The following is a 23,771-nucleotide window of genomic DNA, read 5'->3' on the forward strand; positions in this document are numbered from 1 at the left end:
CTCCTCGGGCGGTTCCCCGGACGGTGCCACGCGCGGGGCGGAGCAGGCTGGGCGGAGGCGGGCAGGGACACGCACAGTGGTGCCCCGATTGCCGACAGTAGGGCCGCCCGGCCGGGGAAAAGCCGAATGTCACCCTAAAGTGGGCGATATTCGAACGCCGTCCGGCGGTGTGCCGTGTATCACCTCCGTAACAGTCCTGACGGCCCCGGAGGCCCTACCGCCCGGCCCCGCCCGGGGCCCCGCAGGGCCCGACGGCGCAGGTCGCCGGGCGGGTGCGGGAGGACCGCGCCCGGCCGCCGCGAGGGCCTGCGCCGTTCGGCCGTACTCCGAATCGCGGCTGACTCGCGCGGGCGCCGAAAGGTACGCTCCGCCCGTGTCCTGGAAGTCGCGCGCCCTCAGCCCCCGATCGATCCTGCCTGCCCTGGCGGTGCTGCTGGTCCTTGTGGCGGGTGCTGCCGCGCACGCCAACAAGCCGGTCCCGTTCGGCGACCGGGTGGCCGCGCGGAGCGCCACGGACCCGAGCACGGACGCCACCGCGACCCTCGACGCCGCCGACCTCGACCTGCGGGTCGGCCCCGGCCTGGAGGCCTACCACCGGGCCACCGGCGAGCACGCCTGGTCCTACCAGCGGGAGGGCGCCACCGCGCTCTACCTCGCCATGGCCGCCGAGAACGCCGTCGTGATCTGGGACGACGGCCTCGTCACCTCGGTGCGCCCCGGCGACCAGCAGGTCCGCTGGCACCGCGCGGTACCCGGGCTCGCGGACTGGCTGCGCGCCGCCGGCGAACCGGGCGCCGACAAGCGGACCGAGGAGCAGCGCAAGCAGCAGGCCACCGAGCGGGCCTCGGCCGCACTGCGCACCGTCCAGCAGTCCACCCCCTGGGTGGCGGTCGTCACACCCCAGCTCACCATGGGCTTCCGGGACGCCGACGGCGACCTGCGCTACAACTCCAAGCCCGCCGGCAACTGCGTCTACGACCCGGAGCGCACGGTCGCCACCGACTACGCGGTGCTGGTCCCGCGCAGCTGCGCCAACAGCACCGGGCAGCAGGTCTCCGGCGGCATCTCCGGCTACCGGCTGGACAGCACCGGCTGGCAGCTGAACGCCGGCCCCGGCGTCTCGATGAAGGCGCTGGACGGCCGCCGGGTGCTGATCTCGGACGGTCCGATCGTCACCCCGCGGGTCTTCGACACCTGGGCCGCCGCCCCCGAGGCCGCCTGCGGCAGCGCGGCCGAGCCGTTCGCCGCCGTCCCCCCGGCGGGCGGCTGCGCGGTCCCGGACCCGGACAGCCCGCAGGCGCGCTAGGTCCTCTGGCGCGGGCCGCGCGGCCCCGGGCCGCCCGCCGGGTACCCCGGGCGGGTAGCTCTTCCCGGGCCGCGCGCGCGGCCCGGTAGACTTGCCGCCATGGCTGTTCTCTCCGGGCACTAGCGGGTGCGCGGCACCGCCCCGAGCGGTCCGCCGAACCCCGTCGACGACGCCCCTTCCCGCCGCCCCGGCCCGAGTTCGTCCGGTCGCCCGCCCACGTCCCAGGAGTAGTGCCCAGCCATGATTTCCGTCAACGGCCTCGAACTGCGCGCCGGCGCCCGGATCCTGATCGAGTCCGCGAACTTCAAGGTCGCCGCCGGCGACCGGATCGGCCTGGTCGGGCGCAACGGCGCCGGCAAGACCACGCTGACCAAGGTGCTGGCCGGCGACGGCATCCCCGCGGCCGGCAGCGTGATCCGCTCCGGCGAGGTCGGCTACCTGCCGCAGGACCCGCGCACCGGCGACCTCGACGTCCTGGCCAAGGACCGCATCCTCTCCGCCCGGGGCCTCGACACCGTGCTGAAGAAGATGCGCGAGAACGAGGACCGGATGGCGAACGGCAAGGGCGCCACCCAGGAGAACGCGATGAAGAAGTACGCGCGCCTGGAGACCGAGTTCCTCACCAAGGGCGGTTACGCCGCCGAGGCCGAGGCCGCGACCATCGCCGCCGCGCTGGGCCTGCCGGACCGCATCCTCAACCAGCCGCTGCACACCCTCTCCGGTGGCCAGCGCCGCCGCGTCGAGCTCGCCCGGATCCTGTTCTCCGACTCGGACGTGCTGCTCCTCGACGAGCCCACCAACCACCTCGACGCCGACTCGATCGTCTGGCTGCGGGACTTCCTGAAGACCTACAAGGGCGGCTTCATCGTCATCTCGCACGATGTCGAGCTGGTCGAGACGGTCGTCAACAAGGTCTTCTACCTGGACGCCAACCGCTCCGCGATCGACGTCTACAACATGGGCTGGAAGCAGTACCAGCAGCAGCGCGAGGACGACGAGAAGCGCCGCAAGCGCGAGCGGGCCAACGCCGAGAAGAAGGCCGCGACGCTCAACGCCCAGGCCGACAAGATGCGGGCCAAGGCCACCAAGACCGTCGCCGCGCAGAACATGGCCCGCCGCGCCGACAAGCTGCTCTCCGGCCTGGAGCAGGTCCGGATGAACGACAAGGTCGCCAAGCTGCGCTTCCCGGACCCGGCCCCGTGCGGCAAGACCCCGCTGACCGCCAGCGGGCTGTCCAAGTCCTACGGCTCGCTGGAGATCTTCACCGACGTCGACCTGGCCATCGACCGGGGCTCCCGGGTCGTCGTGCTGGGCTTCAACGGCGCCGGCAAGACCACCCTGCTGCGGATGCTCGCCGGGGTGGAGAAGCCGGACACCGGCGAGGTGATCCCGGGCCACGGCCTGAAGATCGGCTACTACGCCCAGGAGCACGAGACCCTGGACCCGGAGCGCACGGTGCTGGAGAACATGCGCTCCTCGGCCCCGGACACCGACCTGGTGCAGATCCGCAAGATCCTCGGCTCGTTCCTGTTCTCCGGCGACGACGTCGACAAGCCGGCCGGGGTGCTCTCCGGCGGTGAGAAGACCCGGCTCGCGCTGGCCTCGCTGGTGGTCTCCAGCGCCAATGTGCTGCTGCTCGACGAGCCGACCAACAACCTGGACCCGGCCAGCCGCGAGGAGATCCTCGGCGCGCTGCGCGAGTTCAGCGGAGCGGTCGTGCTGGTCACCCACGACGAGGGCGCGGTCGACGCGCTCCAGCCGGAGCGGATCATCCTGCTCCCCGACGGCGTCGAGGACCTCTGGAGCCCGGCCTACGCCGACCTGGTCTCGCTGGCCTGATTCCGCCACGTCAGGGCCCGGTCGTCCGTACGGACGACCGGGCCTTCGTGTTCCCGTCCGGCCGGCCGTAGACGCTTCCTCCCTTGTCTGCGCCAGAAAAACTACTCCTTCCGGCGTGTCCGGGAATGAAGGGGTCGCGCATTCCGTTTGAGGAGCTTCCGTCAGCCAACCACTCGATCGTGGTCGGGCCCACGCTGCTGATCAGCCCATTCGCACCGAACGGCGGTAGACCTCCGGGGGCGTGCACTCAGCGTGAGCGCCCTTGTGCGCTCGGATCACCACCGCAGGACCGCCCATTCCAGACATGGACCTTGTCGAATGGGTGGCCAGGACGCGGTGGATGGGTGATCATGGGAATCTGACCGAGCAACGCTACGAGGAGGCACGGGTGGCCGAGACTCTGAAAAAGGGCAGCCGGGTAACCGGTGCCGCGCGTGAGAAGCTCGCGGCCGATCTCAAGAAGAAGTACGACTCCGGGGCGAGCATTCGTGCCCTCGCGGAGGAGACCGGTCGCTCGTACGGCTTCGTGCACCGAATGCTGAGCGAATCCGGAGTGATCCTCCGGGGCCGCGGCGGTGCTACGCGGGGCAAGAACAAAGCCGCAGCCGGGGCCGGTTCCTGACGCCCCGTCAATTCATCGGACGGATGACTCGGCGGCAGGGCGCCGACCGGGAGGGCGACCGTCGATCGCCAGCCCCCGGCCAGAGCGAACCGGCCGCCGATCGTCATGTCGCGGCCCGGCCGTGACCCGGTCGCGAGCCGCCTCACGACGATCGCCGGTGGGCCCCTGCCGCTGCGCCGTCAGTTTTGTTACTCTCCGGTAGCCAAGCACCCTCGCCACCGGAGGTCCCCCCATGACCGCTCCCGCCACCGATCCGCAGACCCCGAGCCGGGAGCAGGACGGCGTTCGCCTGGAGCTCGACGGCGACCTCGCCGTCGTCACCCTCTGTCAGCCCGCGCGGCGCAATGCGCAGTCCCCCGCGATGTGGCGAGCCCTTGCCGCCTTCGGCCGCGAGCTGCCCGGGAACGTCCGGGTGGTGCTGCTCCGCGCCGAGGGCGTCTCCTTCTCCGCCGGCCTGGACCGCGCGATGTTCAGCCCCGAGGGCATCCCCGGCGAGCCCAGCTTCCTCCAGCTGGCCGCCGCCGAGGACAAGGAGCTCGACGCGACCATCGCCGGTTACCAGGAGGCCTTCACCTGGTGGCGCCGCCCCGACCTGGTCACCCTCGCCGCCGTCCAGGGCCACGCCGTCGGCGCCGGCTTCCAGCTCGCCCTCGGCTGCGACCTGCGGGTGGTCGCCGAGGACGTCCAGTTCTCCATGAAGGAGACCTCGCTCGGCCTCGTCCCCGACCTCGGCGGCACCAAGCCGCTGACCGACCTGGTCGGCTACGCCCGGGCGCTGGAGATCTGCGCCACCGGCCGCTGGGTCGGCGCCGACGAGGCCACCACGATCGGCCTGGCCAACCTCGCCGTCCCGGCCGCCGAACTGGACGCCGCCGCCCGCGACCTCGCCGCCGCCCTGCTCGCCGCGCCGCGCAACGCGGTCATCGAGACCAAGGCCCTGCTCCAGGGCGCCGCCGCCCGCTCCTACGACGAGCAGCGGTCCGCCGAACGGGCGGCGCAGGCCCGCCGCCTGCGCGACCTGGCGGGCCTCGGCGACTGACCGGCTCCCCGCCCGAACGGCTGATCCGGGGCCCGGCCCCGTGGGACCTCCCACGGGGCCGGGCCTCTTCGTGTGTCCGTCCGGACGCTCATCCACCGGTCCGGCCGTCCGGCTGCTCCGGGGGCGGGAACCGTGGCGAAATGCCAGAGTTGGAGCGATTTGCGATATAGCTGGAGCCGCACAACGGGAGATGAGCCATGCCTGACACTCCGACGCCCGCCACCCTGCACAAGAACCCCTCGGCCGGCGCCGCCGCGTCCTCGACGGGCGCCGACGGCGCGACAGCGGTCGCCGAGCGCGGCCGCACCGCGCTGGCCGTCGGCGTGGTCGAGAAGATCGCCGGGATGGCCGCGCGCGAGGTCAGCGGAATCCACGCCCTCGGCTCCGGCCTCGCCCGCACCTTCGGCGCGATGCGGGACCGGGTCCCCGGCGGGCGCAGCAGCATCGGGCGCGGCATCAAGGCCGAGGTGGGGGAGAAGCAGACCGCCATCGACATCGCGCTGGTCGTCGAGTACGGCGTCGTCATCCCCGAACTGGCCCGCCAGGTGCGGGAGAACATCGTCGACGCGGTCGAGCGGATGACCGGTCTGGAGGTCGTCGAGGTGAACATCGCCGTCAACGACGTCCACCTGCCCGACGAGCCCGATGTCGTGGAGGAGGAAGAGGAGCCCCCCTCCTCCGGCCAGCGCCCCAAGCTGAAGTAGTCCCGAGCTGAAGCAGTCCCCGGCTGAAGTTGCCCCGCGGAAGACGAGGTGGAACGCATGAACCTGGCCATCGTCGGCCTGGTGGTGGGAATGGCCCTGGGCTTCGCCGGATACTTCGGCGGGTTCGCGGCCTTCCTGCTGGTGGCCGCGCTGGGGGTGGTCGGATTCGTGGTCGGCCGTCTGCTGGAGGGCGACATCGAGCTCGGCGAGCTCGGTGACCTGCTGCGCAGTCGCGACCGGCGCCGCTGATGGCGGCCCTCGTCCCCGCGCCCGCGCACGGGGACCCCGGCACGCGCGGCCGGCTGCGGATCGCCGACCGGGTCTACGCCCGGATCGCCGCCAGGGCCGCCCGGGAGGCGCTCGACGGGGCCTGGCAGGGCCGGACCGCGCGCGGCGCACCGCCCACGGTCTCGGTGAACACCCCGTCCGCGCCGGGCGCCCCGGTCACCGTGCGGGTCGCCGTCGATCTGCCCTTCCCCGCCGATCTCACCGCTCTGGCCCGGGCCGTCAAGGACCGGATCGGCGCCGACGTCCGCGCCCTGACGGCCACCCGGGTGGCCGAGGTGGTCGTGGTGGTCGAGCACCTGGTGCCGGAGGCGGCGGGATGAGCACCTGGCGCAGCGCCGGGGTGGGACGGCGGGAGGTCTGGGCCACCGGCGGCGGCCGCTGCGGCGGCACCGGGCCGGGCTGGGGCCGGGGCCGTCCCGGCCCGGGCGGCGGGCCGGCCTGCCACGGCGGCTGCTGGATGACCGGGCCCGCCGTGCGGCGGGCGGACCTCGTCGTGCGCCGGCCGGGCCGGCCGGGCCAGGAGGGGCGGGCATGAGCGGAGGGGGCGGCGAGCCGCCGGCCGGGGACGCCCCGGAGGAGCCGGCCGCCGGAGCGGCGCCGAAGGTGCCCCGGCTGCGCGCGCCGCGCACCACGGCCGCCGTCGTGGTGGCCACCGTGCTGCTGGTGCTGGCCGTGGCGCTGCTGTACGACGTGCTGGCCGTCCGGGCCGGGCAGCCGGCCCGGCAGTGGCGTACGGACCTCGCCGACGAGCTGGCCGCCCGGCACGTGGACGATCTCGCGGTCCTGCTCGGCGCCGGGGCGGTCACCCTGCTGGGCGGCTGGCTGCTGTGGCTGGCGCTCGCCCCCGGCCTCGGCCGCTGGCTGCCGCTGCGCCCGCACGGGGACACCGCGGCGGCCATCGACCGGTCCGGTGTGGCCGCCCTGCTGGCCGACCGGGCGGCGGGGCTGCCGGGTGTGGAGCACCTCAAGGTGCGGGTCGACCGGCGCCGGGTGCGGATCGCGCTGGTCGGGCCGGCCGATCCGGCCTCGGTGCAGCGGCAGCTGCGCGCGGAGCTGGCGGCGGTCACCCTGGCCGGGCCGCTGCGGCTGGACGTGCGGACGGCGGGCCGGGGGCGGCGGGCCGGGGCCGCTCCGGTGACGGAGGAGGAGCCGGTGACGGAGGAAGGGCCGGTGCCGGACGAGGAGCCGGTGCCGGACGGGCGGCCGGTGCGGCAGGAGGAGCCGGTGCGGGAGGGTGGTGCGGCAGAGGGCAGCGTGCCCGAGGGGCCGACGCGGGGCGGTGGTGGCGGATGAGCCGGACCGCGGTCAACCGGGTGCTGCTGGGGGTGGTCGGGGCGGTGCTGCTGGTGGTCGGGCTGCTGGTGCTGCTCGGCGGGCTCGACCTGTACCGGCGTCTCGGTGTGGATCCGCCGTCCCGCTGGCCGCTCGCCTCGCCCGACCGGCCGGTGCTCGGTGTCCGGGCGCGCACCCGCTGGGCGGACCGGTCCTGGTGGTGGCCGGTGGTGATCGGGGGCCTCTCGCTGGTGGTCCTGGGCACCGGCTGGTGGCTGCTGGCGCAGTTGCGCCGCAGCGGCCCGGCGACCGTCCTGCTGCCGACGCCGGGGGTGTCCGGGCTGCGGCTGCGGTTGCGGACCAGGGCCCTGGAGGAGGCGGTGGAGAGCGGTGCGGTCACCCTGCCGGAGGTCGAGCGGGTGGGCGTCCGGCTGGTGCGCGGGCGGCGGCACCCCCGCCTGCGGGCGGCCGTGCGGATGACCCCGGGCGGTGATCCGGCCGCGCTCGCCGAGCACTTCGAGACCGGCCCGCGCACCGGGGCGCGGGCCAGTCTGGGGCTGCCGGAGCTGCCGGCGGAGTTGCGGATCCGGGTGGTCGCGGCCCGGCCGGAGGTCACCGGGCGCCAGCACCGCCGGGGCAAGCGGCCGCGCGTGGTCTGAGCGCCCGGGGACGTCCGCCCGGCGGCGGCTCAGAGGCCGCGCAGGGCGCCGCCGTCGACCGGGACCATCACCCCGGTGAGGTACGAGGCGGCGGGGGAGAGCAGGAACGCGGCGACCTTGCCGAACTCCTCCGGGGTGCCGTAGCGGCCGAGCGGGATCGCGGCGCTGTGGTGGGCGCGGGAGGCCTCCGGGTCGCCGCCGAGCGCGTCGAGCTCGCGGACCCGGTCGGTGTCGATCCGGGCCGGGAGCAGGCCCACCACCCGGATGCCGCGCGGTCCGAGCTCGTCGGCCAGTGACTTGGCGGCCATCGCCAGGCCCGGGCGCAGCCCGTTGGAGATGCCGAGGCCGGGGATGGGCTGGCGGACCGAGCCGGAGAGCACGAAGCCGATCACCCCGCCCTCGCCGAGGGTCGCGGCGGCGGCGCGGGCGATCCGCAGGGCGCCGAGGAAGACCGATTCGAAGGCGTCCCGCCAGGCTTCCTCGGGGGCGGTGGCGACCGGTCCGGCCTGCGGTCCGCCGACGCTGATCAGGATGCCGTCGAGGCGGCCGAAGTGCTCGACGGCCGTGGCGACCAGCCGTTCGGCGGTGCCGGGGTCGGCGTTGTCGGCGACCAGTCCGTGCACCGCGTCGGGCCCGTCGCCGAGGGCGGCGAGTTCGGCCACGGCGGCGTCGACGGCCTCCGCGCCGCGGCCGGTGACCAGTACCCGGGCGCCGTCGGCGGCGAGTTCGCGGGCGGTGGCCAGGCCCAGGCCCCGGGTCGCCCCGGTGACCACGTACACCTTGTGCTGCAGTCCAAGATCCATGGGGACATCCTGCCGGGTGGGCCCGGGCCGGAGGTAGCGGGCGCGGCGGGGCGGGCTGTCACCGCGAACCCCACCGCGGACCCCACCGCGAACGCCGCCGCTGGCGTTGACGTCGGCGTCAAGGTCTACCGTCGGTCCCGGCGGCGTTCGGACGGCTGCCGGAAGGGCAGGGTCCGGACATGCGGATCGGTGAACTGGCGAAGCGGGCGGGCACGACCACCCGGGCACTGCGGTACTACGAGCAGCTCGGGCTGCTCCCGGCCCGTCGGGCCGGCAACGGGTACCGCGCGTACGGGGAGGAGGACGTGCGGCTGCTCCGGCAGATCCGCACCCTCCAGGACTTCGGCTTCGGGCTGGAGGAGACCAGGCCGTTCGTCGAGTGCCTGCAGGCGGGGCATCCGCACGGCGACTCCTGCCCGGCCTCGCTGGAGGTCTACCGGAAGAAGCTGTCCGAGCTGGACGAGTGCATCGCCCGGCTGCAGGAGGTCCGCTCCCAGGTGTCCGAGCAGTTCGTCCGGGCCGAGCGGGAGCGCGACGCGCTGGCGGCCGGGGCCGCCGCGGAGCCGCCGCAGTGCGAGTGGGCCGCGTCCGCGGCCCCCGACCGGAACACAGGGGAGAGCTAGAGCATGATGCGGATCGCGGGAGTGACGACGGTGACGGACGAGACCTTCGCCGCCGAGGTGCTGGCCGCCGAGGGGCCGGTGCTGGTGGACTTCACGGCGGACTGGTGCCCGCCGTGCCGCCAGATGGCGCCCGTCCTGGCGGACATCGCCCGGGAGGAGGCGCACCGGCTGACGGTGGTCAGCCTGGACGTGGACCACAATCCGGAGACCCAGGCGGCCTACGGCGTGCTGTCGATGCCGACGCTGATGGTGTTCCGGGGCGGTGAGCCGGTGAAGTCGGTGGTCGGCGCGCGGGCCAAGGCCCGGCTGCTGCGCGACCTGGAGGACGTGATCTGACGGGTGACGGCCCGGGGGCTCAGGCCGGGACGGCGACCGCCAGGCCCTCGGTCCCGGCGGCCTCCTTGCGGCGGTCCTTGGCCTCGCGCCGCGCCATCACCACGAACCCGACCGGGATCAGCGCGGTGAACAGCCACCACTGGATCGCGTAGGCCATGTGCGGCCCGATGTCGGAGTGGTTGGGCTCGGGCAGCAGCTCGGGCTGGTCGGCCGGGGCGGGCTGGGTGGCGGTGAGCTCCAGGTAGCCGCCGAGCAGGGCGGCGCCGGTGTCCTTGGCCTGCTGGGTGGAGCTGATCAGGTTGAACTGCCGGTCGGGCAGTCCGGCCCGGTCCTTGATGCTGCCGCCGGCGGCCTCGTCGGCGCGCAGTCGGCCGGTCAGGGAGACCTGGCCGGCCGGCACGGCCGGGACGGCGGGGTACTCGACGGCGGAGTTGCCGGAGGCCACCCAGCCCCGGTTCACCAGGACGGTGCCCGCGCCGTCGGCGAGCACCAGCGGGGTGATCACGAAGTAGCCGATCTTGTCGCCGCTGGAGTCGGTCCGCTTGCGGACCACGAACTCGTGCGCCGGGTCGTACTGCCCGGTGGCCGTCACGGTCCGCCAGGTGAGGTCCTTGGGGACGGCGAAGCCGGGCGCCGCCGAGAGGGTGTCGAACGGCACGGGCGGGTCGGTGAGGGACCGGGCGATCAGCTCGTTGCGGTCCACCCGCGCCTCGTGGCGGTGCAGCTGCCAGAACCCCAGCCGGACGGTCGCGGGGATCAGCAGCAGGGCGATCAGCAGGGTGATCAGCCAGCGCCGGGAGAGCAGAAAACGGTACACATGGGCACGGTACGCCCTGTTCACAACGGGCTCACGCACCGGGGTGCGGGGCGACCTCGCGGAGCAGTTGGAGGAAGGCGTCCTCGCCGACGACGGGGGTGCCGAGCTCGCGGGCCCGGCGGGCCTTGCCGCTCCAGCTGCCCGGTTCGTTGGTCACCAGCAGGCTGGTGAGGCGGCTGACCGAGGTGGCGATGTGCAGGCCGGCCTCGACGGCGCGGTCCTCCAGCAGTTCCCGGTCGGTGGCGGTGTCGCCGGTGAAGGCCACCCGCATGCCCTGGACCAGCGGACTGCCGTCCTCCCAGCGCCCCGGGTTGGGGTAGGGGCACGGCGGGCGCTTCTTGGCCTGGCGGTAGGCCGCGCCGGTCCAGGAGGCCCGGGAGGGGGAGGCGGGGGCGTCCTCGCCGAGGTCGGTGACCGCGACGCAGGCCTGGAGCGGCAGCGGGACGCCGCCGGAGCGGGCCAGGTGCAGGCTGGGGCGGAAGGCCTCGGCGAGGACCCGGGCGTCGTCGAGCGCGTTGTGCGCCTGGCGCTGCTGGACGCCGAAGTACTGGGCGAGCGAGGAGAGCTTGCCGTTGGGCAGCGGCAGCCGCAGGTCGCGGGCCAGCACCATGGTGCACAGCCGCTGGTCGACCGGGGCGTGCAGGCCGGCCCGGGAGAACTCGCGGGAGATCATGTTCCAGTCGAAGAGCGCGTTGTGGGCGACCAGCACCCGGTCGCGCAGCCGCTCGGCGAACTCGCCGGCGATCTCCGGGAAGGTGGGGGCGCCGGCCAGCTGGTCGTTGGTGAGGCCGTGGATCCAGACCGGGCCGGGGTCCCGCTCGGGGTTGACCAGGGTGTACCAGTGGTCGGTGACCTCGCCCTCCTCGTCCAGCTGGTAGACGCCCGCCGAGATGACGCGGTCCGTCCGGCCGAGGCCGGTGGTCTCGACGTCCACCACCGCGAAGCCGGCGGCGGGCGCGGTGGACCGCTGGGCCGGGAGGGGGGCGGTCCGCGGAGCTGCGCCGGGGGTCTCGGGCTGGATCGCGTACATGGTGCAACAGAATACGGCCCGTCGGCGGTCGCGGAGGGCGGTCCGGCGAGGTGGGCCCCGGTCCGGGGCTGTCCGGAATGTTGCCCGGGACCGGCCGGAATAGAGTGGGCGGTGCAGTCGTCGTACACCTGGTCGATTGTTTTCCGGTCGTCCGCGCCACCCCTGCGGACACCTCTGCGAAGGACGAACCCTCATGCGCGCCACGGTCATCCACGGTCCCAACGACATCCGGATCGAGCAGGTGCCGGACCCGGTCGTCCAGCAGCCGACCGACGTCGTGGTGCGGGTGGTGAACGCCTGCATCTGCGGCAGCGACCTCTGGGCGTACCGGGGTGTCGCCTCGCGGGTGGCCGGGCAGCGGATCGGGCACGAGTTCCTGGGCGTGGTCGAGGAGGCCGGCGCCGAGGTCCGCGACTTCCGCCGGGGCGACCTGGTGGTGGCGCCGTTCGTCTGGTCGGACGGCACGTGTGATTTCTGTCGCGAGGGGCTGCAGACCTCCTGCCCGCACGGCGGCTTCTGGGGCGAGGTCGGCTCGGACGGCGGGCAGGGCGAGGCGGTGCGCGTCCCGTTCGCGGACGGCACCCTGGTGAAGCTGCCCAAGGAGGCGCTGGGCGACGAGAAGCTGCTGCCGGGCCTGCTGGCGCTGTCGGACGTGATGGCGACCGGTCACCACGCGGCGGTCTCGGCGCGGGTCCGGGAGGGCTCCACGGTGGCGGTGGTCGGGGACGGCGCGGTCGGCCTGTGCGGGGTGCTGGCCGCGCACCGGCTGGGCGCCGGGCGGATCATCGCGCTGGGCCGGCACACCGCCCGGACCGACCTGGCCCGCCGGTTCGGCGCGACCGACGTGGTCGCCGAGCGCGGCGAGGCGGCGATCGAGGCGGTGCGCGAGCTGACCGGCGGGCAGGGCGCGCACGCCGTGCTGGAGGCGGTCGGCACCGAGGAGTCGATGCGCACCGCGGTGTCGATCGCCCGGGACGGCGGCGCGGTCGGTTACGTGGGTGTGCCGCACGGCGGCAGCGCGGGCGTGGACATCGGTCAGATGTTCGGCCGAAACGTTTCGCTCAACGGCGGCGTCGCGCCGGCCCGCGCCTACATCCCCGAGCTGCTCGCGGACGTCCTGTCCGGCGCGATCGAGCCGGGCCTGGTCTTCGACCGCACGGTCGACCTGGACGGCGTTCCGGACGGCTACCGGGCGATGACCGACCGCTCCGCACTGAAGGTGCGGATCGAGTTCTGATCGGACACCTCTTGGCGGGGCTTGTCGCGAAGAGGTCCTGACGGGTGATCGGGGCGGTACCGAATGGCCGGTGCCGCCCCTTCCGTTTGCCCGGATACGGTGGTTTTCGGCCAATCGGTTAGTGCAGAGGGGTGAACGTCTGGCTGGTCACGGTCAAACACTTTCGGCTTACGCGCCACCCTCCTAGCATTGCGCGGCGCGCATCCGGACTGTGACGCCGCTCACGTCCGATCGTTCCACTGGTGCGACCACTACGCCGAACGAGTGAGGAGTCAGAGTGGAATCGCCGCCGATCGACACCACCGTCACCGAAACCCAACTCATCGAGGAGAGCGCCGAGTTCCGCGACCTCCGGTCCTCGTTCCGGAGCTACGCGTTTCCGGTCACCATCGGATTCGTGCTCTGGTACCTGCTCTACGTCCTGCTCTCCAGCTACGCCCCCGGCCTGATGGGCACCCGGGTCGTCGGACACATCAACGTCGCCCTCGTCCTCGGGCTGCTCCAGTTCGTCACCACCTTCGCCATCGCGGCCTGGTACGCGCGCTACGCCGCCCGGAGGCTGGACCCGCCCGCGGCCGCCATCCGCGAGGCGCGCGGCGCCGTCGTCCACGCCCCCCGGGAGGCCGCCGAATGAACCTGCTCGCCACATCCGCCACCGACCACCGCGGCCTCACGATGACCCTGTTCGGGATCTTCGTGCTCGCCACCCTCGGCATCACCGTCTGGGCCGGCCGCCAGACCAAGGACGCCGCCGACTTCTACGCCGGCGGCCGGAGCTTCTCCGGCTTCCAGAACGGCCTCGCCATCTCCGGCGACTACATGTCCGCGGCCTCGTTCCTCGGCATCGCCGGAGCCATCGCGCTGTTCGGCTACGACGGCTTCCTGTACTCGATCGGCTTCCTGGTCGCCTGGCTCGTCGCCCTGCTGCTGGTCGCCGAGCCGCTGCGCAACTCCGGCCGCTACACCATGGCCGACGTGCTGGCCTTCCGGATGCGCCAGCGCCCGGTGCGCACCGCCGCGGGCATCTCCACCATCGTGGTGTCGATCTTCTACCTGCTCGCCCAGATGGTCGGCGCCGGCTCCCTGGTCGCCCTGCTCCTCGGGGTCAGCGGGGACGGCGCCAAGCGCTGGACCATCGTCGCGGTCGGCGCGCTGATGGTCCTCTACGTCGCCATAGGGGGTATGAAGGGCACCACCTGGGTGCAGATCGTCAAGGCCGTGCTGCTGATCGCCGGCACCGCGCTGATGACCGTCCTGGTGCTCGCCAAGTACCACTTCAACATCTCCAGCCTGCTCGGCGCCGCCGCCGACGCCAGCGGCAAGGCCAACGCCTTCCTGGAGCCCGGGCTGAAGTACGGGGCCACCGGCACCAGCAAGCTCGACTTCCTCAGCCTCGGCCTCGCGCTGGTCCTGGGCACCGCCGGCCTGCCGCACATCCTGGTCCGCTTCTACACCGTGCCCACCGCCAAGGCGGCCCGGAAGTCCGTGCTCTGGGCGATCGGCATCATCGGCGGCTTCTACCTGATGACCCTCGCGCTCGGCTTCGGCGCCGCCGCGCTGGTCGGCCCGAAGACCATCAAGGCCTCCAACGCGGCGGGCAACACCGCGGCCCCGCTGCTCGCCGAGAACCTGGGCGGCGGCGCGGGCACCACCGGCGGCGCCGTGCTGCTCGCGGTGATCTCCGCGGTCGCCTTCGCCACCATCCTCGCCGTGGTCGCCGGGCTGACCCTCGCCTCCTCGGCCTCCTTCGCCCACGATCTGTACGCCAACGTCATCCGGCGCGGCAAGGTCTCCGAGCGCCAGGAGGTGCACGTGGCCAAGTGGGCCGCCGCCGGCATCGGCGCGGTGGCGATCACGCTCAGCCTGTTCGCCGACAAGCTCAACACCGCCGCCCTGGTCGCCCTGGCCTTCGCGGTCGCCGCCTCGGCGAACCTGCCCACCCTGCTGTTCTCGCTCTTCTGGAAGAGGTTCAACACGGTCGGCGCGGTCAGCTCCGTCTACGCCGGACTGGTCAGCTCGGTGCTGCTGGTGCTCTTCTCGCCGGTGGTGTCGGGCGGCAAGAACTCGCTCTTCCCGCACTCCGACTTCCACTGGTTCCCGCTGGAGAACCCCGGCCTGGTCTCGATCCCGGTCGGCTTCCTCGCGGGCTGGCTCGGCACCGTGCTCTCCCGCGAGCAGGCCGACCCGGCGAAGTACGCTGAACTGGAGGTCCGCTCGCTGACCGGGCTGGGCGCCCACTGACGAACAGCCGGTGACTAAGCTGGCCCGGCCCCGCCGCGACGGTGGCCGGGCCGGCCGCACCCAGGCGGCACCTCACTCGGGAAGGGACCGCCGTGCTGCTCGACACCTTCGGCCGCCGCGCCGTCGACCTCCGGGTCTCCCTGACCGACCGGTGCAATCTGCGCTGCACCTACTGCATGCCGGAGCAGGGCCTCCAGTGGCTGGCCAAGCCCGAACTGCTCACCGACGAGGAGATCGTCCGGCTGGTGACGGTCGCGGTCCGCGACCTCGGCGTCCAGGAGGTCCGCTTCACCGGCGGCGAGCCGCTGCTGCGCCCCGGACTGGTCGGCATCGTCCAGGCCTGCGCCGCCCTCGACCCGCGCCCCGAGCTCTCCCTCACCACCAACGGCATCGGCCTCGCCCGCACCGCGACGGCGCTGCGCGCGGCCGGTCTGGACCGGGTCAACGTCTCGCTGGACACCCTCGACCCGGACACCTTCCACACCCTCACCCGGCGCCACCGCCACCAGGACGTCCTGGACGGCCTGGCCGCCGCCGAGGCCGCCGGGCTCACCCCGGTCAAGCTCAACGCGGTGCTGATGCGCGGGGTCAACGAGGACGAGGCGCCCGCGCTGCTCGCCTGGTGCCTGGAGCGCGGCTACGAGCTGCGGTTCATCGAGCAGATGCCGCTGGACGCCCAGCACGGCTGGGACCGGTCCTCGATGATCACCGCCGAGGAGATCCTGGACCGGCTGTCCGCCCGCTTCGACCTCACCCCCGAGCCCTCGACGAGCCGGGGCGCGGCCCCCGCCGAACGCTGGCTGGTGGACGGCGGCCCCGGCCGGGTCGGGGTGATCGCCTCGGTGACCCGCCCGTTCTGCCGCGCCTGCGACCGCACCCGGCTCACCGCCGACGGCCAGGTCCGCGACTGCCTGTTCGCCACCGGCGAGACCGATCTGCGCTCGGCCCTGCGCTCCGGCGCCGACGACGCCGAACTGGCCGCCCTGTGGCGTACGGCGATGTGGGGCAAGAAGGCCGGCGCCGGGATCGACAGCCCGGAGTTCCACCAGCCGGACCGCCCGATGTCGGCGATCGGCGGCTAGCGCGGGGTCTCCGGGGGCTCAGCCCGCGTCGGGGGTCCACCCGGCGAAGGGGAGGACCTCCTTGAGGAAGCCGCGGACGCCCAGGAACTGGGAGAGGTGCTCGCGGTGCTCGTCGCAGGCGAGCCAGGTCTTGCGGCGGTCCGGGGTGTGCAGCTTGGGGTTGTTCCACACCAGGACCCAGACGGCGTCCGCGCGGCAGCCCTTGGCGGAGCAGATCGGGGTCTGCGGCTGAGGTGCGTCGGGGAGCAGCATCGGAGTCGTCCTCGGGGCGGTCGGCGGCGGATCGGCGCGTGATCGCCGGGTGGTCCGCGGGCGATCGGCGGGGATGGTCACCGCCAGTCTGTCACGCTCCGGAGCCGTTCCTCCGGGAGGAGGCGGGGGAGCCGGACCCGGAGAACACATGGCGACGCCGGGCAGCCACGGGGGGAGCCGCCCGGCGTCGGTCCGTCGCTCCGACGGGGGATGCGGAGCGCGTACGCAGTATGTCACGGTAGGAGCCGGGTATGGGGAGGTCTTGCATGATTAATCTGAGCTTCTTCTGAGCTTTCCGCTCAGGCAAAGGATGGAAAGTCGGTCAAAACGGGCGCTCAGCTCTGATTCTGTGAAGGATCGGTGGGCACACGGTCCGCCCCATCGGCACCGTGAGTCACATTCGCCCCTCGGCCGCCGGTGCCCCCGGGGCCCAGCATCAGCGGAGTCTCCGGCGGCACGTCGAAGGTGGACGGCAGCCCCGGCGCGCGCTCCCGGCCCGCGTTGGCGAGCAGCACCGCGAAGTACGGCAGCAGCACCCCGCCCGCCAGCGCCACGAGCGCCAGCCACCGCTCCACGTCCCACAGCACCACCGCGAGCAGGACGCAGACCGTCCGCAGCAGCATCGACGCCACATAGCGGCGCTGGCGGCCCCGGACGTCCTCGGTGAGGCTGCTGCGGGCCCCCGTGATCCGGTGGACCTGTCCGGCCCCGGTGCTCTTGCCCATGTCCCTACCGCCCTCGTCCGCGCTCCCGCGCGCCTCGCCGCACGGCCACCTCACGGTACGCCCGGAGGGGTCCGGCGACGAGACCGGGTCGGCGGACACGCCTCAAAGACGCCGGGAGAGGTACTCCGGCGGCACCCCGTCCGTCAGCCAGACCCCGTTGGCGCTCACCCGGAACTCGTGGCCCGCGGCGGCCATCGCGGCCGCGTCCACCAGCAGCACCACCGGGCGGCCGTGCCGGGAGCCCACCCGGGTCGCGGTCTCGGAGTCCGCGGACAGGTGGACGTCCTGCCGGGCCATCGGGCGCAGCCCCTCCTGGAGGATCGCCCCCAGGCTCCGGGTCGCGGTGCCGTGGAACAGCACCGGCGGGGGCTCGGTGGCGGCCAGACCGAGGTCGACCGCCACCGTGTGCCCCTGGCTGGCCCGGATCGAGAGGCCGTCCGGCGAGTAGGCGAAGCGGCGCTTGTTGTTGGTCGCCACCACGTGGTCCAGCTCGGCCCTGGTCAGCCGGGTGCCCCGGGCCGCCAGCGCGGTGAGCAGGACGTCCACCCGCACCCAGCCGGCCGGGTCCAGGGCGACCCCGACCCGTTCCGGCTCGTGCCGCAGGATCCGCGACAGCATCTTGCTCGTCCTGACCGTGCGCTTCTCGTCCATCACCGTCGTCCCCCCCAAAAAACGGTTGCCCGGCTACGAGGCCTGGCTGACCGAACTCATGTTGAATCCCGTGATCCGGACCGGCGGCATCGCCGTCCGGGTGAACCAGTCGCTCCACTCGCGCGGCAGGCAGCGCTCGGTCCGGCCCACCTCGGTGATCCGGCCGAGCAGGTCCACCGGCGACTCGTTGAAGCGGAAGTTGTTGACCGCCCCGACCACCTCGCCGTTCTCGACCAGGTAGACGCCGTCCCGGGTCAGACCGGTCAGCAGCAGCGTCGCCGGGTCCACCTCGCGGATGTACCAGAGGCAGGTCAGCAGCAGGCCGCGCTCGGTGCGGGCGATCATCTCCTCCAGGGTCGGCGCGGACTCCTGGCCGCCCGCCTCCAGGACGAGGTTGTCGACCGCGGGCCGCGCCGGCAGGCCGCCCAGCGCGGCCGAGTGGCGGCTGGTGACCAGCGAGGCCAGCTCGCCGTCGCGGATCCAGTCGGTGGCGCTCAGCGGCAGGCCGTTGTCGAACACCGAGGACTCGTCCTCGCTGGCGTGCGCCAGCACGAACGGCGCGCACTCCAGGCCCGGTTCGGCCGGGTCGGAGCGCAGGGTCAGCGGCAGCCCGGCCAGCTTGTCGCCGATCCGGGTGCCTCCGCCGGGACGGGAGAACACCGTCCGGCCCTCGACGGCGTCCCGGCCGCCGGACGACCAGTTCAGCTGGATCATCAGGTCGGCGACGGCGGACGGCGGCAGCAGTGTCTCGTACCGGCCGGCCGGCAGGTCGATCCGCCGGGCGCCCCAGCCGAGCCGCCGGGTCGCCTCGGCGTGCAGTGCCGTGATGTCGACGTCGGTGAAGTCCCGGGTGGCGGCGCCGACCCAGGCCGAGTCGGACAGGTCGGCGGCCTTGGCGTTCAGCTCGACCATGCCGGTCGGCTGGTCGTGCCGCAGCCGCAGGCCGGTGGAGGTGCCCAGGTAGCTGCTGACCAGCTCGTGCCGGGCGAAGCCGTACAGCAGCTCGCCCCGTCCGGCCGCGTCGGCGAAGGCCCGGCCGAGGGCGGGCCCGAACCGCGCGAACACCTCGATCGAGGTCTCCGCCGGCGGCGCGGTGAAGTCCGGTGAGGGCGTCTGCTCGGCGGTGGTGACCAGCGGCCGGGCGTCCTCGGCCGGTCCGGCCGCGCGGGCGGCCTCCTCGGCGGCCAGCACCAGCGCGGCCACCTCCTCCGGGACGACGGCCTCGCGGGAGACCGCGCCGGAGGCGGTGCCCTCGGCGCCGTCCACCGTGGCGATCACGGTGAGCCGCCGGCCCCGGGTGACGCCGTTGGTGGTGAGGGCGTTGCCGGCCCAGCGCAGGTTGGCGGTCGACTCCTCGTCGGCGATCACCACGCAGCCGTCGGCGCGGGAGAGGCCGAGCGCGAGCTCGACGAGTTCGTGGGGCTGCGTCGCGGCCATCAGTGACCCGCCTCCTGCTGGGTGTTGAGCACATTGACGTTCCGGAACAGCGCCGACGGGCAGCCGTGGCTGACGGCGGCGACCTGACCGGGCTGCGCCTTGCCGCAGTTGAAGGCGCCGCCCAGGACGTAGGTCTGCGGGCCGCCGACGGCCGTCATCGAGCCCCAGAAGTCGGTGGTCGTCGCCTGGTAGGCGAAGTCCTTGACCTGGCCCGCGAGTTCGCCGTTGCGGATGGCGTACGCGCGCTGGCCGGTGAACTGGAAGTTGTACCGCTGCATGTCGATCGACCAGGAGCGGTCGCCGACGATGTACAGGCCGTTCTCGACGCCCGTGAACAGGCCCTCGGTGGACGGGCCGTCGGCGGCGGGCTGCAGCGAGACGTTCGCCATCCGCTGCACCGGGACGTGCGCGGGGGAGTCGGCGAAGGCGCAGCCGTTGGAGCGCCCGAGGCCCTTGAGCGCGGCCATCGCCCGGTCGAGCTGGTAGCCGACCAGCACCCCGTCCTTGACCAGGTCCCAGGACTGCGCGGCCACGCCCTCGTCGTCGTAGCCGACGGTGGACAGGCCGTGCTCGGCGGTGCGGTCGCCGGTGACGTGCATCAGCTCGGAGCCGTACTTCAGCGAGCCGAGCTTGTCGTAGGTGGCGAAGGAGGTGCCGGCGTAGGCGGCCTCGTAGCCGAGCGCGCGGTCCAGCTCGGTGGCGTGGCCGATCGACTCGTGGATGGTCAGCCACAGGTTGGACGGGTCGATCACCAGGTCGTAGCGGCCCGCCTCGACGCTCGGTGCCCGCATCTTCTCGGCCAGCAGGACCGGCAGTTCGGCGAGTTCGGCGTCCCAGTCCCAGCCGGTGCCGGTCAGGTACTCGAAGCCGCGGCCGACCGGCGGGGCGAGGGTGCGCATCGACTCGAAGGCGCCGGTGCGCCCGTCCACCGAGGTGGCCTCCAGCTCCGGGTGCAGCCGGATCCGCTGCTGGGTGGTGACGGTGCCGGCGGTGTCCGCGTAGAACTTGTTCTCCTGCACGGTCAGCAGGGTCGCCTGGACGTGCGAGACGCCCTGGGCGGCCAGCAGCCGGGAGCTCCACCCGGCGAGCAGCGCCGTCTTCTCGGCGTCCGGCACCTCGAAGGGGTTCACGTCGTACGCGGACACCCAGGTGACGTCCGGGTGCACCGGCTCCGCGGCCAGCTCCACCCGCTCCTTCGACCCCGCCGCGCGGCTGATCCCGCCGGACAGCCGGGCCACCGCGACGGCCTGCTCGGCCACCCGCGCCGCCGCGTCCGGGGTGAGGTCCACCCCGGCGGCGAAGCCCCAGGCGCCGTCCAGCAGCACCCGGACGGCGAAGCCGAGCTGGACGCTGTCGGAGGTGCCGGCCGGGCGGGCGTCGCGCAGCCGCCAGGAGGCGCTGCGGACCCGCTCCAGGCGGAAGTCGGCGTGCTCGGCGCCGAGTTCGCGGGCCCGGGTGAGGGCGGCGTCGGCCAGGGCGCGCAGCGGCAGGCCGAGGAAGAGCGGGTCGACGGTGCGCGGGGCGGCGCCGCCGGGGGCCGGGGGCGTGCTGGTCGGGGGCAGCGGAGGCAATCGGGCTCCCTGGTCGGGGGGACGGTGGTGCAGGACCCCCGGGTGAACGGGGGTACCCGCACGGCATCATGGCCCGTCACAGGGGTTTCGGCCAGCGCATTCCCTCCGGCGTGGCCCCGGCGGCCCGGTCCCTCGGCGCGGCCGGGCCCCGCCCGGTGCGGTCCGGTCCCGACCCGCCCGGTCCCGTCCGGCTCAGGCGACGCCCTCCCACCAGCCGTCCGGCTCCGGCGGGTTGTCGACGTCCACCCGCTCGCCCGGGCGCGGCACCGCCAGCGGCACGCCCTGCTCCTTGGCCGCCACCAGCAGCCGCTCGATCGGCTCCGCCCACGGGTGCAGGCCCAGGTTGAAGGTGCACCAGTGCACCGGGACCAGCAGCCCGGCGTCCAGCTCGCGGTGCGCGAGCACGGCGTCCTCCGGCGTCATGTGGATGTCGGCCCACGCCGGGTCGTACGCGCCGACCTGCACCAGCGCGGCGTCGAACGGGCCGTGCTGGGCGCCGATCCGCGCGTAGCCCTCGAAGTAGCCGGAGTCGCCGGTGTAGTAGACTCGGCGGTTCGGGCCGGCGATCACCCAGGAGCCCCACAGCGTGGTGTTGCGGGTCAGGCCCCGGCCGGAGAAGTGGTGGGCTGCGGTCAGCGTGACCGTGAGCTCGCCCAGCGTGCAGGTCTCGTTCCAGTCCAGCTCGATGATCCGGTGCTCGGGCACGCCCCAGCGGCGCAGGTGGGCGCCGATGCCGAGCGGCACCGCGAACGGCGCGGACTGGCTGCGCACCAGCCGCCGGACGGTCGCCATGTCCAGGTGGTCGTAGTGGTCGTGCGAGATCAGCACCGCGTCCACCTGCGGCAGCTCCTCCAGCTCCACCGGCACCGGGTGCAGCCGGCGCGGGCCGACCTGCGCGGCGGGGGAGCAGCGGTCGCTCCAGATCGGGTCGAGCAGCACCCGCGCGCCCTCGACCTCGACCAGCGCCGAGGCGTGCCCGTACCAGGTGACCGCCACGCCCTCGGCGGCCGGCCCGGCGCCCTCGGCGGGGCGGACGGTCGGCACCGGGTGGCTCGGCGTGCGGCCGTCGCGCTGGAACAGCGCCCGGCGCACCGTCTCCACGTCGATCCCGGCCTGGGCGGCCGGCCGGGCCAGCTCGGAGGGCGCGTTGTGGAAGACGCCGTCGCGGTACTGCGGGGAGTTGCGCAGCCGCTCCTCCCGCTCGCCGTCCGGCCGCCGGCCGAACGCCGCCGGCAGGTCGCGCAGCGCCCAGGCGACCGCTCCCGCGCCGGCCGCCAGTGCGACCAGGGCCGCCAGTCGTCCGCGCCGGTGGGTCGTCCCGGCCTGTGCCTCGCTCATTCCGCGCTCCGCATCGTCGTCGCCGGGGCCCGTGTCCGGCCGTGGGCCCGGGTCGGCCCCCGGTGCGGCGGCCCCGGCTCGTGCCGCACCAGGGGGCACAACGGGCGTGCCCCGCCGCCGGGTTCCCGGACGTGCGGCTCAGTGGACACGACAATACGGCCCCACCACATGGGGGAATGGCGGGAAATCCGCCCCGGGCCGGATTGTCGGATACCGACAGTTCCACCGGTGCTGCGCTGTGGGAGCCCGATTCGTCGCCGCGCCGGGCCGACCGATAGCGTCGCACCGCGTACATCGTTTCGACGTGCGCGGACATCATCACGGAGTGGTACGCGGACACACGGCGTGCGCACACAACGGAGAGAGGTGGATCGTTGAGCCGCTCGGTTCTCGTCACCGGAGGCAACCGGGGCATCGGCCTCGCGATCGCTCTGGCCTTCGCCGAGGCGGGCGACAAGGTCGCCATCACCAGCCGCTCGGGTGAGGTCCCCGAGGCGCTGGCCAAGTACGGCGTGCTCGCGGTGCGCTGCGACATCACCGACAGTGCCCAGGTCGACGCCGCCCTGACCGAGATCGAGGCCGCGCACGGCGGCGCGGTCGAGGTGCTGGTCGCCAACGCCGGCATCACCAACGACACCCTGCTGCTGCGGATGTCCGAGGAGGCCTTCACCTCCGTCCTGGACACCAACCTCACCGGCACCTTCCGCGTGGTGAAGCGCGCGTCCAAGCTGATGATGCGCGCCCGCAAGGGCCGGATCGTGCTGATCTCCTCGGTCGTGGGCCTCTCCGGCTCCCCGGGCCAGGCCAACTACGCCGCCTCCAAGGCCGGCCTGGTCGGCTTCGCCCGTTCGCTGGCGCGCGAGCTGGGCCCGCGCAACATCACCGTCAACGTGGTCGCCCCCGGCTTCGTGGACACCGACATGACCGCGGTGCTCACCGACGAGCGCCGCGCGGAGATCGTCGCCGGCGTGCCCCTGGGCCGTTACGCGGCGCCCGCCGAGGTCGCTTCCACCGTGCGGTTCCTCGGTTCGGACGAGGCCGCGTACATCACCGGAGCCGTCATTCCCGTGGACGGCGGATTGGGCATGGGTCACTGAGTCATGAGCGGAATCCTTGAGGGCAAGCGCATTCTGATCACGGGTGTGCTGATGGAGTCCTCCATCGCCTTCCACACCGCCAAGCTGGCCCAGGAGCAGGGTGCCGAGATCATTCTCACCGCCTTCCCGCGGCCGAGCCTGACCGAGCGCATCGCCAAGAAGCTGCCGAACCCGGTCAAGGTGCTGGAGCTGGACGTCTCCAGCCCCGAGCAGCTGGCCGGCATCGCCGACCAGGTGCGCGAGCACCTGCCGACCCTGGACGGCATCGTCCACTCGATCGGCTTCGCCCCGCAGGACGCCCTGGGCGGCAACTTCCTGAACACGCCGTGGGAGTCCGTGGCCACCGCCATGCACGTCTCGGCGTACTCGCTGAAGTCGCTCACCACGGCGCTGCTGCCGCTGATGCAGGACGGCGGCGCGGTCGTCGGCCTCACCTTCGACGCCCAGTACGCCTGGCCGCAGTACGACTGGATGGGCCCGGCCAAGGCCGCCCTGGAGTCGACCAACCGCTACCTGGCGCGCTACCTGGGCGAGCGGAACATCCGCTGCAACCTGGTCTCGGCCGGCCCGATCGGCTCGATGGCCGCCAAGTCCATCCCGGGCTTCGGCGACCTCGCCGCCACCTGGGAGGACCGCTCCCCGCTGAAGTGGGACCTGAGCGACCCGGAGCCGGCCGGCCGGGGCGTCGTCGCCCTGCTGTCGGACTGGTTCCCGAAGACCACCGGCGAGATCGTCCACGTCGACGGCGGCCTGCACGCCATCGGCGCCTGACGCCTCGGGTACGTTCGAACGCCGCTGCCCG

The 23,771-nt window shown here is 73.7% G+C and carries 27 protein-coding genes; 18 read left to right on the forward strand and 9 right to left on the reverse strand.

From position 1 onward, the window contains the following. Window positions 1-373: 373 nt before the first annotated feature. The 10 genes from ACW14Y_RS29665 (at window position 374) to ACW14Y_RS29710 (ending at window position 7,729) form a co-directional block, all read left to right on the forward strand. Window positions 374-1,306 carry a hypothetical protein gene (locus ACW14Y_RS29665; protein ID WP_456983960.1) on the forward strand — a complete coding sequence of 311 codons (933 nt, stop codon included), beginning with the start codon at window positions 374-376 and terminating at the stop codon, window positions 1,304-1,306. 240 nt (window positions 1,307-1,546) lie between these two features. Then, window positions 1,547-3,145 carry an ABC-F family ATP-binding cassette domain-containing protein gene (locus ACW14Y_RS29670; protein WP_266313500.1) on the forward strand — a complete coding sequence of 533 codons (1,599 nt, stop codon included), beginning with the start codon at window positions 1,547-1,549 and terminating at the stop codon, window positions 3,143-3,145. 388 nt (window positions 3,146-3,533) lie between these two features. Further along, window positions 3,534-3,767, forward strand: a complete 234-nt coding sequence (locus ACW14Y_RS29675; protein WP_030398279.1) for a helix-turn-helix domain-containing protein — start codon at window positions 3,534-3,536, stop codon at window positions 3,765-3,767. 232 nt (window positions 3,768-3,999) lie between these two features. After that, window positions 4,000-4,806: an enoyl-CoA hydratase/isomerase family protein gene (locus ACW14Y_RS29680; RefSeq protein ID WP_380305388.1), complete on the forward strand. Its 807-nt coding sequence runs from the start codon at window positions 4,000-4,002 to the stop codon at window positions 4,804-4,806. Between the two features lie 197 nt (window positions 4,807-5,003). Next, the gene (locus tag ACW14Y_RS29685) at window positions 5,004-5,510 is read left to right on the forward strand and encodes an Asp23/Gls24 family envelope stress response protein (protein WP_043478613.1); all 507 of its coding nucleotides are present in this window, start codon (window positions 5,004-5,006) and stop codon (window positions 5,508-5,510) included. A gap of 57 nt (window positions 5,511-5,567) precedes the next feature. Then, window positions 5,568-5,759: a hypothetical protein gene (locus ACW14Y_RS29690; RefSeq protein WP_030398276.1), complete on the forward strand. Its 192-nt coding sequence runs from the start codon at window positions 5,568-5,570 to the stop codon at window positions 5,757-5,759. Beyond that, complete coding sequence (locus ACW14Y_RS29695; protein ID WP_380388282.1) at window positions 5,759-6,118, forward strand: hypothetical protein; 360 nt, start codon at window positions 5,759-5,761, stop codon at window positions 6,116-6,118. Before ACW14Y_RS29690 ends, ACW14Y_RS29695 begins: the two co-directional genes overlap by 1 nt. Further along, on the forward strand, window positions 6,115-6,333 hold the full coding sequence (locus ACW14Y_RS29700) for a hypothetical protein (RefSeq protein ID WP_380305392.1): 219 nt from the start codon (window positions 6,115-6,117) through the stop codon (window positions 6,331-6,333). Before ACW14Y_RS29695 ends, ACW14Y_RS29700 begins: the two co-directional genes overlap by 4 nt. Then, window positions 6,330-7,091, forward strand: coding sequence for a DUF6286 domain-containing protein (locus tag ACW14Y_RS29705; RefSeq protein ID WP_380438154.1), 762 nt, complete (start codon window positions 6,330-6,332; stop codon window positions 7,089-7,091). The genes ACW14Y_RS29700 and ACW14Y_RS29705 overlap by 4 nt, the downstream gene beginning before the upstream one ends. Next, on the forward strand, window positions 7,088-7,729 hold the full coding sequence (locus ACW14Y_RS29710) for an alkaline shock response membrane anchor protein AmaP (RefSeq protein WP_380388278.1): 642 nt from the start codon (window positions 7,088-7,090) through the stop codon (window positions 7,727-7,729). The genes ACW14Y_RS29705 and ACW14Y_RS29710 overlap by 4 nt, the downstream gene beginning before the upstream one ends. Before the next feature lie 29 nt (window positions 7,730-7,758). On the opposite strand, the gene ACW14Y_RS29715 is transcribed toward ACW14Y_RS29710, so the two are convergent. Continuing rightward, on the reverse strand, window positions 7,759-8,532 hold the full coding sequence (locus ACW14Y_RS29715) for an SDR family oxidoreductase (protein ID WP_380305398.1): 774 nt from the start codon (window positions 8,530-8,532) through the stop codon (window positions 7,759-7,761). 179 nt (window positions 8,533-8,711) lie between these two features. On the opposite strand from ACW14Y_RS29715, the gene ACW14Y_RS29720 reads away from it, so the two are divergent. Both ACW14Y_RS29720 and trxA read left to right on the forward strand, forming a co-directional pair. Further along, window positions 8,712-9,155: a MerR family transcriptional regulator gene (locus ACW14Y_RS29720; RefSeq protein ID WP_380388276.1), complete on the forward strand. Its 444-nt coding sequence runs from the start codon at window positions 8,712-8,714 to the stop codon at window positions 9,153-9,155. Window positions 9,156-9,158: 3 nt separating this feature from the next. Further along, window positions 9,159-9,491, forward strand: coding sequence for a thioredoxin (gene trxA / locus ACW14Y_RS29725; RefSeq protein ID WP_323182228.1), 333 nt, complete (start codon window positions 9,159-9,161; stop codon window positions 9,489-9,491). A 19-nt stretch (window positions 9,492-9,510) separates the two neighbouring features. Here the strand turns inward: trxA and ACW14Y_RS29730 are convergent, their stop codons facing one another. Together ACW14Y_RS29730 and ACW14Y_RS29735 are read right to left on the reverse strand one after the other, a co-directional pair. Next, window positions 9,511-10,308 carry an SURF1 family cytochrome oxidase biogenesis protein gene (locus ACW14Y_RS29730; protein ID WP_380388274.1) on the reverse strand — a complete coding sequence of 266 codons (798 nt, stop codon included), beginning with the start codon at window positions 10,306-10,308 and terminating at the stop codon, window positions 9,511-9,513. 31 nt (window positions 10,309-10,339) lie between these two features. Beyond that, a complete protein-coding gene (locus ACW14Y_RS29735; RefSeq protein ID WP_380388272.1) occupies window positions 10,340-11,338 on the reverse strand; it encodes a DEDDh family exonuclease in 999 nt (332 codons plus the stop codon). Between the two features lie 193 nt (window positions 11,339-11,531). On the opposite strand from ACW14Y_RS29735, the gene ACW14Y_RS29740 reads away from it, so the two are divergent. The 4 genes from ACW14Y_RS29740 to moaA all read left to right on the forward strand — a co-directional run bounded on the left by ACW14Y_RS29740 (window position 11,532) and on the right by moaA (window position 15,898). Next, entirely contained in the window at window positions 11,532-12,575 is a 1,044-nt protein-coding gene (locus ACW14Y_RS29740) for a zinc-dependent alcohol dehydrogenase family protein (protein WP_380305409.1), read from the forward strand. A 277-nt stretch (window positions 12,576-12,852) separates the two neighbouring features. Then, a complete protein-coding gene (locus ACW14Y_RS29745) occupies window positions 12,853-13,209 on the forward strand; it encodes a DUF485 domain-containing protein (protein ID WP_266274043.1) in 357 nt (118 codons plus the stop codon). Then, entirely contained in the window at window positions 13,206-14,816 is a 1,611-nt protein-coding gene (locus tag ACW14Y_RS29750) for a solute symporter family protein (protein WP_380388269.1), read from the forward strand. Before ACW14Y_RS29745 ends, ACW14Y_RS29750 begins: the two co-directional genes overlap by 4 nt. Before the next feature lie 92 nt (window positions 14,817-14,908). Beyond that, complete coding sequence (moaA, locus tag ACW14Y_RS29755) at window positions 14,909-15,898, forward strand: GTP 3',8-cyclase MoaA (protein ID WP_456983968.1); 990 nt, start codon at window positions 14,909-14,911, stop codon at window positions 15,896-15,898. Window positions 15,899-15,916: 18 nt separating this feature from the next. Here moaA and ACW14Y_RS29760 read toward each other — a convergent pair whose 3' ends face one another. From ACW14Y_RS29760 to ACW14Y_RS29785, 6 genes are all read right to left on the reverse strand, one after another. Beyond that, window positions 15,917-16,150, reverse strand: coding sequence for a hypothetical protein (locus ACW14Y_RS29760; protein ID WP_030398262.1), 234 nt, complete (start codon window positions 16,148-16,150; stop codon window positions 15,917-15,919). Window positions 16,151-16,485: 335 nt separating this feature from the next. Then, on the reverse strand, window positions 16,486-16,875 hold the full coding sequence (locus tag ACW14Y_RS29765; RefSeq protein WP_380305416.1) for a DUF3099 domain-containing protein: 390 nt from the start codon (window positions 16,873-16,875) through the stop codon (window positions 16,486-16,488). A 102-nt stretch (window positions 16,876-16,977) separates the two neighbouring features. Then, window positions 16,978-17,526, reverse strand: a complete 549-nt coding sequence (locus tag ACW14Y_RS29770) for an RNA 2'-phosphotransferase (protein WP_380388264.1) — start codon at window positions 17,524-17,526, stop codon at window positions 16,978-16,980. A 33-nt stretch (window positions 17,527-17,559) separates the two neighbouring features. Beyond that, window positions 17,560-18,963: a metallopeptidase TldD-related protein gene (locus ACW14Y_RS29775; protein ID WP_380388262.1), complete on the reverse strand. Its 1,404-nt coding sequence runs from the start codon at window positions 18,961-18,963 to the stop codon at window positions 17,560-17,562. Next, window positions 18,963-20,525 carry a TldD/PmbA family protein gene (locus tag ACW14Y_RS29780; protein ID WP_456988282.1) on the reverse strand — a complete coding sequence of 521 codons (1,563 nt, stop codon included), beginning with the start codon at window positions 20,523-20,525 and terminating at the stop codon, window positions 18,963-18,965. The genes ACW14Y_RS29775 and ACW14Y_RS29780 overlap by 1 nt, the downstream gene beginning before the upstream one ends. A 201-nt stretch (window positions 20,526-20,726) precedes the next feature. Further along, entirely contained in the window at window positions 20,727-21,872 is a 1,146-nt protein-coding gene (locus ACW14Y_RS29785) for an MBL fold metallo-hydrolase (protein ID WP_380388260.1), read from the reverse strand. Between the two features lie 374 nt (window positions 21,873-22,246). Here ACW14Y_RS29785 and fabG point away from each other — a divergent pair, with 374 nt between their 5' ends. After that, window positions 22,247-22,969, forward strand: a complete 723-nt coding sequence (gene fabG / locus ACW14Y_RS29790) for a 3-oxoacyl-[acyl-carrier-protein] reductase (RefSeq protein WP_380305424.1) — start codon at window positions 22,247-22,249, stop codon at window positions 22,967-22,969. Window positions 22,970-22,972: 3 nt separating this feature from the next. Then, window positions 22,973-23,740, forward strand: coding sequence for an enoyl-ACP reductase FabI (gene fabI / locus ACW14Y_RS29795; RefSeq protein WP_030398255.1), 768 nt, complete (start codon window positions 22,973-22,975; stop codon window positions 23,738-23,740). Window positions 23,741-23,771 lie beyond the last annotated feature (31 nt).

The organism is Kitasatospora sp. cg17-2 (assembly GCF_054031055.1).

Excerpts from the sequence above, each read along its gene's own strand:
- fabI (WP_030398255.1), top strand. The coding sequence starts at position 22,973 with ATGAGCGGAATCCTTGAGGGCAAGCGCATTCTGATCACGGGTGTGCTG.
- ACW14Y_RS29705 (WP_380438154.1), top strand. The coding sequence starts at position 6,330 with ATGAGCGGAGGGGGCGGCGAGCCGCCGGCCGGGGACGCCCCGGAGGAG.
- ACW14Y_RS29670 (WP_266313500.1), top strand. The coding sequence starts at position 1,547 with ATGATTTCCGTCAACGGCCTCGAACTGCGCGCCGGCGCCCGGATCCTG.
- ACW14Y_RS29775 (WP_380388262.1), bottom strand. The coding sequence starts at position 18,963 with ATGGCCGCGACGCAGCCCCACGAACTCGTCGAGCTCGCGCTCGGCCTC.
- ACW14Y_RS29750 (WP_380388269.1), top strand. The coding sequence starts at position 13,206 with ATGAACCTGCTCGCCACATCCGCCACCGACCACCGCGGCCTCACGATG.
- ACW14Y_RS29765 (WP_380305416.1), bottom strand. The coding sequence starts at position 16,875 with ATGGGCAAGAGCACCGGGGCCGGACAGGTCCACCGGATCACGGGGGCC.
- ACW14Y_RS29680 (WP_380305388.1), top strand. The coding sequence starts at position 4,000 with ATGACCGCTCCCGCCACCGATCCGCAGACCCCGAGCCGGGAGCAGGAC.
- ACW14Y_RS29700 (WP_380305392.1), top strand. The coding sequence starts at position 6,115 with ATGAGCACCTGGCGCAGCGCCGGGGTGGGACGGCGGGAGGTCTGGGCC.
- ACW14Y_RS29785 (WP_380388260.1), bottom strand. The coding sequence starts at position 21,872 with ATGAGCGAGGCACAGGCCGGGACGACCCACCGGCGCGGACGACTGGCG.
- trxA (WP_323182228.1), top strand. The coding sequence starts at position 9,159 with ATGATGCGGATCGCGGGAGTGACGACGGTGACGGACGAGACCTTCGCC.
- ACW14Y_RS29685 (WP_043478613.1), top strand. The coding sequence starts at position 5,004 with ATGCCTGACACTCCGACGCCCGCCACCCTGCACAAGAACCCCTCGGCC.
- ACW14Y_RS29770 (WP_380388264.1), bottom strand. The coding sequence starts at position 17,526 with ATGGACGAGAAGCGCACGGTCAGGACGAGCAAGATGCTGTCGCGGATC.
- ACW14Y_RS29760 (WP_030398262.1), bottom strand. The coding sequence starts at position 16,150 with ATGCTGCTCCCCGACGCACCTCAGCCGCAGACCCCGATCTGCTCCGCC.
- ACW14Y_RS29690 (WP_030398276.1), top strand. The coding sequence starts at position 5,568 with ATGAACCTGGCCATCGTCGGCCTGGTGGTGGGAATGGCCCTGGGCTTC.
- ACW14Y_RS29710 (WP_380388278.1), top strand. The coding sequence starts at position 7,088 with ATGAGCCGGACCGCGGTCAACCGGGTGCTGCTGGGGGTGGTCGGGGCG.
- ACW14Y_RS29720 (WP_380388276.1), top strand. The coding sequence starts at position 8,712 with ATGCGGATCGGTGAACTGGCGAAGCGGGCGGGCACGACCACCCGGGCA.
- ACW14Y_RS29715 (WP_380305398.1), bottom strand. The coding sequence starts at position 8,532 with ATGGATCTTGGACTGCAGCACAAGGTGTACGTGGTCACCGGGGCGACC.
- ACW14Y_RS29740 (WP_380305409.1), top strand. The coding sequence starts at position 11,532 with ATGCGCGCCACGGTCATCCACGGTCCCAACGACATCCGGATCGAGCAG.
- ACW14Y_RS29735 (WP_380388272.1), bottom strand. The coding sequence starts at position 11,338 with ATGTACGCGATCCAGCCCGAGACCCCCGGCGCAGCTCCGCGGACCGCC.
- ACW14Y_RS29695 (WP_380388282.1), top strand. The coding sequence starts at position 5,759 with ATGGCGGCCCTCGTCCCCGCGCCCGCGCACGGGGACCCCGGCACGCGC.